3 protein-coding genes are annotated in these 6000 nt (G+C 46.4%); 2 read left to right on the plus strand and 1 reads right to left on the minus strand.

What is annotated here, in order from left to right; all coding sequences use genetic code 11:
* Positions 1–166: 166 nt before the first annotated feature.
* Entirely contained in the window at positions 167–1498 is a 1332-nt protein-coding gene (locus tag B5G43_RS15490) for an IS1595 family transposase (protein ID WP_087262941.1), read from the minus strand.
* Positions 1499–3946: 2448 nt separating this feature from the next.
* On the opposite strand from B5G43_RS15490, the gene B5G43_RS15500 reads away from it, so the two are divergent.
* Positions 3947–5062 carry a hypothetical protein gene (locus B5G43_RS15500; protein WP_087262945.1) on the plus strand — a complete coding sequence of 372 codons (1116 nt, stop codon included), beginning with the start codon at positions 3947–3949 and terminating at the stop codon, positions 5060–5062.
* Positions 5063–5121: 59 nt separating this feature from the next.
* Positions 5122–6000: DUF6138 family protein (locus tag B5G43_RS15505; RefSeq protein ID WP_242960631.1), on the plus strand; the 879-nt coding region annotated here is incomplete at its 3' end.

Raw genomic sequence — 6000 nt, forward strand, 5'->3', positions numbered from 1 at the left:
TGTCAATAGTTTTTGACATCTTGTTGTAAGATAATAAATATTCCTGTTACAGTAAATACATTTATGTTCATATTAAATCATTTTATGTACAATAAAATGGCTGAAAATATATTGAACCAATATAATAAAGTAAGAACTGAGAAATTAACAATGCAACTGTCCAGAGTTAGATTAAACTATAGGGGTATTCAGCGGCAATAATCCCCTTAGTGTCAAACGGCATAGGCTTAAACTTCAACTTTCTGGAGTGTGTGAGTGTTGCTCCTTTTGTCAGCATATCCATCAACAAAGCAACCCCCTTGTTTATGTCCTTACCCATATACTTGTCCATCCATCGGAACATGGAAAGATAATGGTCAAGGTACTTGGACGCAACTTCGTCGTATATCTTCAAAAAATCGGTCAATCTTGAATGGTATGAGTTGACCTTTCCTAAATTGAACACACCAGAAGTATGTTTTCCTGGTGGTATCTGTCTCAAATGAATTTTGTTATTGTTGGCAAAGGTCTTGTAGGCTCTCAGACTATCGGTGACAAGAATACTCTCATTGGTAAACTTGTCTTTCCATTGTTGTTCAATATGTTTCGGCTCGATTTTTCCAATACAAGAGGGGGAGAGATAGGTATTACCCAACTTGTCCGCGCCGGTCAGGACACATACCTGTTGATTGCTGATCCCCCTCTTTTTCTTCTGTTGCTTATCCAGATTTAGCAACACATTGACAGCCTTTTGACTATCCATACTGTTCAGCAGAGCAGATAACTTTGACGCTGATGGCTGAATACCTTGTTGTTTTTCCTCAGGAGTGAGTTCATCAAATCTTCTCTCCAATCCCTGCAAGTCGGCTACTTCTGTAAGGTCATAACCGGCTTGTTCCACATAGTCATACCGCTGTTCTCTATTCCTATGGTGGTTTGGCATTCGACCAAGTACCTCAATAAAGAAGTCCTTATCTTGCATACCTTTGAAAGACAACGGCGTGTAGTATTCATCGCCCTCAACAATCGTAGGGAAGTTATCTTGTTCTCCCTCAATTTGTTGGATAAGGGAACAGAGCTTATGACGGTTATACCAAGCGGTTGCAATGTTGATACCCATTGTCTTTTTGATGACTGGCAGACTTAGATTACACATTGTCAAATGAATAAATCGGTGCCATTGTTCCAGATTCAACTTGGAACGGTATAAAAAGGTCCCATTGGTATCCCCAAAAATCTTCTTACAGTCTTTACAGCGGTACTTCTGCCTGCCATTTTGGTGTCGGCCATATTTTATGACGCTGACACTACCGCAATGTGGACAGCAAAGCACTTCACTTCTATTGTGAGTGCATTTTGCAAACAGTTCCTTTTCTTCCGATGACAGTTCTTTTACTTTGGTGGCTTTCTTCTTTTTGGCCTGTTGCTTTTCTGTCAAAACATTTTGCAACTTTGACAACTGTTCAGGGGTAAAGTCTCCGCCAATCACTGTATTTAAAAGTTTATAAAAGTCAGTCATATTTATCTACCTCCACTAAATGTCTCAACCTCATTTAATGAACAGTAGATTTTTATGTCTAATTTTTTCTTACAACTGTCTCTTGTTATTTTGACGGAGACTTTACCTTACCAACCATCATCTAAAAAAGGGACTAAGTTATATAGAATTTAGGCGGCTTTTCAGGTAAATATCGATAGTTTTTTGCAAGATACCATAGGTTATAAATTCCCTCGATTCTGTCTAAATACGAATATAGATTGATTGTCTCGTAAGGATCAAGGGGGTAGCCAATTGTATTTAGAAAATCATCTACATCGATGCAACGCCCTCTGTTTTTCCAGCTATAAAAGCAATGTTGTTGCACAAAATTTTTTAATGTAGTTTTTTGCCCGAAATTTTGCTCTATCATGTAGCGTTTTTGAAAAAGCTCATCAATTCGAAACAAATTACTTTCGAATGATTTATAGTTCTGTTCCAATAGTTTGAAGATGTTATTCCGTTCCATGTAAATCTCCAATTTCTCTTCTAAGTAAATAAGTTCCTGCCGAATCTCCGTTTGTCTGCTGAATTGCTTCTCTTTTTATCTTCGCTTTTAACTGTATGATCTGCTTTTTTTACTTCTTCCGCCGCTGCGTATGGGCCTCCACCTCTTTCAGGGTCTCTCCCTGTGGAGCCATAACGGCGTATTCGGCGTTCTAGCGCACAATGCACTCATAAAGGGCGTCCATATCTAAGATGGTCAGGTTCGAAAAAGTTGGTGCTGCTCTAGCTGTGCTCCCCTTAGGTCGTATGAAGCCAGATGTAGCTATTGGACAGCTCCAGTAGAAACAGCATATGATAGGAGGATCTGATTGCCTATCAGGAACTGCATCTGCCTGTCAAGGTTGCCTCTGGAGCGTCAGGCAGCACATCTTGATTTCCCGTACCATCTGCTTGGGGATCCGCTAACCAAACGCTGTTAATTTTGGAAAGTCCAGCATGGAATTATTCTCATTTTATCAGACGGTAAGAAAACAAACAAGCTGGAAATCATCCATTCTAGATACCTGGCTGAGCAGCGCTAAAGTGTCATCCGTCCAGGACAGGCTGTCCAGGTTGTTGTTCTCCTTAGAGTCTAGGATGGACAGCAACGCGTCTCGAGTAAGTCGAAGCAGAGGGCCAGGTGGAGATCCTCAACGGACTGTTCTTGCTCTAGCACAGCTGCCTAATGGTGTTCAGGGTATCCGTGAGTGATGATTATGGACAGTAGCAGGTAACCAAAAACTATCACATGGTGTTGTAGCCTTTGGGCTATTTCTGGGAGGCGGACATGATATAGCTACAGTTTTCCGTGATTGGATCACAACTGGGGACAAATTGTCCCCAGTGTGATATACGAGGTCATCTATAAATGTTATAGCCAACAGCGAGTGTAGCAACATGAGCTGGGCAAAGGTGGCACCTGAATGCAGATTGTTCGTATACCCATGCGCGAGCAGCCCTGCGAAGCGATGAGGTAATTGTGTGCCACAAAATCAGACCATTATCAAGTATCTGACGGAACTTAAAAGCTGATGGAGTGAACTACATACAGCTGAAGTCGTGGGCTTCGGAAGACAAGAAAGTCGAATGTTCCTCTCCATCTTTTCCCATTTTTCTGGCTACATAGTCACACAGGACAATACTGACCATCCCTAATGTAGTGGTACAGGCAATATTTGAAGAAGCATTCTTTTCCACAAATAAAATTTGCGAGCAGATTTCGATTCTCTGTATCTTTGTCAATGATTTTTGGCATACCAGTGCAGTGGTATTTTAAGATGGATTCCGGAGGCGTTTCTCACTTTGCTGAATGGGGAACTTGTGCTGTCTTACAGGCCAAACATCAGCCGCAAATGCTAGGGGTAACAAAAAGTTTAATCAGTATTTTTTCTGTAAGAAAGACCGCACAAACAGTTCAATATTCACATAACCAAGAGTTCTTAGATTGCCACACAGGCACCCAGAGATTCTCCTTTTGCGTCTTAGGTCGGTTCCTTTTTGGCCTTGTCTGCAGTCGGTTTCATAGGATAAAACATACTACAAAGTAAAATGTAGCTCTTTCCGCTTCATGCTGGGAGAGGCTACATTTTACTTTATGACTATACGAGGTTTTCTCCGGTAAATACTTCGTTTATATAATCTGTCAAAATAAATACACCTTTTCGATTGCACAGTAGTATGATATAATTTGTTTAAATTGCACCCTTTTCAGGCCCTGAATTTTTGGCATGGTAATGAATCATGAGGTTATGCGATGAAAGAAAAACCAGAGCAGTTGATCACTGCGTCTTTTATATATAAGGAAATTATTTTGTCTGTGGAGGAAACCACATCTGGGGGTAGATGTGGTTCCTCTCTTGCGGCCTTTTCACGCCCTGCGTCAGCCTGTCCAAGTGACATGGTGTCGCAGGGCGTTTTTCTATCTTTGGAAAGGAGTCAAGGAATATGAGCCTGAAATACACCTGCCCCGGCTGTGGGACCTCCTTGGGCTATGAGGGATTGTGCTGGAAATGTAAGTGTGAGCAGGATCGGCAAGCTGCGCTGTCCTGGACGCCGGAACAAATCGCAGAGAAGCAGAGAAACCTGATCCAGAACATCCAGAGGTTGGCTGATATGGAGGACCCGGAGTTCACCGACTTCTGGCAGTTGCTGGGGTATCGGGACGCCATCGACCCGGAGATCCAGCGGGCGGCACTAGCCGCAGGGGTGTTCTGGCCCTGTGAGATCTATTATCACGCTCCTGCCGATGTGCGGGATGGTCTGATTCATGCGCTATTGTCCGCGGAATATTCCAGCGAGGCCTCCAACCTGATGAGTTGCCTTGCTATGCAGGGAGATGACAAGGCAATGCAGACTCTGCTGGAGCTGGAGCGAAATCCCCGGCCCTGGCGCAAGGGCCTCTATGTGGACCCATCCAGCTATGCGCAAATCGGAGGCTGGACCTTCAACAAGGAGGGCCAGAAAATCCAACTCAACTTCGACACCTGCTATCCTATGGTCAAAGGAACCACCGGTGAGAAATCTCCCGTCCGCATTGGCCGGGCACGGGAGGACACATGCCCCCACTGTGGCGGGCGCATGGTGGACATGCTGGTATTGGACGGCCGGGATGAGCGGCTCCGGTTCCTGGGGCTGGACGGCATCCTGACCGCCACCTGCTGCCCCAGCTGTGTGGGATTTCTCAAAGGCCCCGCCTTCAACCGGTTCACCCTGGATGGCGGCGTGGAGGTCTTTCCCTCTGAACTCTTTGACGGGGCGGAGAAGACGGATTGCTATGTCAGTCCCGAGGACTACAAGGCTCTCACCGAAAATCCCTTTGTGCTGGGTAAGGCGCCGGCGCCCCTGTTCTATGGCGCGGCCTGCCAGGATGTGAATACCATTGGCGGCTTTGGCAACTGGGTGCAGGACGCGGAATATACGACCTGTCCTCACTGCGGCAAGCCCATGAAATATCTGGCCCAAATTCAGTGGGATACAGTGTTTGACTGCGCGGAGGGCACGCTCTATGTGGAGTTCTGCCCGGACTGCCATATCGTATCCATGCAGCATCAGCAGACCTGAGAGGAGAGCATCTCATGAGTTTACCAAAACACAATAGTGCGGACGGACGCTGTTACTGGATGAAGCCCGAGGTACAGGAAGAACTGCAACCGCTCTTTGACCAGTGTATCCAGGATGCCATTGACGGGAGAATCACGCGGCTTGATTCCCTCTGGCCGCCGGTAGTGGTTAGCAGTCAAGGTGCGCCCTTTGAGGTGTGGCAACTGCTTAGGGCGTGGACCGAAATACAGCGGGCCGAGACCCTGGATGCGGAAAAGGCCATCGCCTTCAGCGAAAACCTGCGCCGCCAGAGCCGGTGGGGTGAAATTGACCACCATTTACTTGATATGCTGAAACGGGAGCTGCAGGAGAAGTATTTTATCGTGACAGGCAATGAAGATGATCACTTCTGGGATCGGGAGTATTCCCTGAAACCAGGTATCCGTGCAGAGGAGGTCCCGGAGCCGCTGCTGCGTTTCGCCTGCTATGTGGCGGTGAGCTATAAAGTGTATGGTTTGGACTTTGAGTATCTGGACACCAATTATCTCTTGGGCTTGGTGGAGAAAGTCCGTCCTGATATGGTGAAAAAGCTCCGGGAAAATGGAACCGGCAGGCTGCCCATCTCTCTGCAAAAGCGGAAAACAGAGCACTTCACCGCATCGGCCAACGATGCCTTTGCTGTGATCCGTATTACTGCCAGGGACAACACGGAGGAATGCTGCCATGATGTACTGAACTACCTGTGTGAGGTTCTTTCGCAGGAGGATTTTCCCCGCAGCTATGCGGTGGAGTTCAAAGGGCCGGAAAAGAGTTATCTTCCCATCACAGGCCTGCCCCAAAAGGGAGTAAACCAGCTCTTTGCCTGTGCCGTGCAGTACCCCGGCCTCCACCCCCTGATGGAACGGTACGCCCGGCTTGCCATGCGGCAATATGAGCAGTACACCAATCTCAGCGATGAG

This window comes from Flavonifractor sp. An92, assembly GCF_002159175.1.
In the GTDB taxonomy this organism is placed as follows: Bacteria; Bacillota; Clostridia; order Oscillospirales; family Oscillospiraceae; genus Pseudoflavonifractor_A.